General features: G+C 71.1%; 1 pseudogene. It reads right to left on the bottom strand.

Features of this window, described 5'->3' with window-relative positions:
- A pseudogene (locus tag ACLQ3B_RS33675) lies at window positions 1-263 on the bottom strand (hypothetical protein); the annotation flags it as partial.

Raw genomic sequence — 263 nt, 5'->3', positions numbered from 1 at the left:
TGCAGGCTGGTCGCGATCGAGATGACCGCGGCCCGCTCCGGCAGGCCGGCCTTCTTCGTGGCGGCGATGATCGCCTTCGCGTTGGCGGTCTGCTCGTCGTTGAGGCTGATGTGGGACTGGTCGCCCTGCGGCTTCGGCGCCTGCACGGCCACCGCGACGGCGGTCGGCTTGGCGTCCACGGCCGGGTTGGCGTGGGCGGCGATCGGACCGGCGAACACGCCACCGGCGAACGCGAGACCAGCAACGGACAGCATGCTCTTACG

The organism is Micromonospora sp. DT53, assembly GCF_049841535.1.
Lineage (GTDB): Bacteria > Actinomycetota > Actinomycetes > Mycobacteriales > Micromonosporaceae > Micromonospora.
Note: the sequence above shows the minus strand (reverse complement) of the source record. Positions and strands in the feature narration are given on the sequence as shown.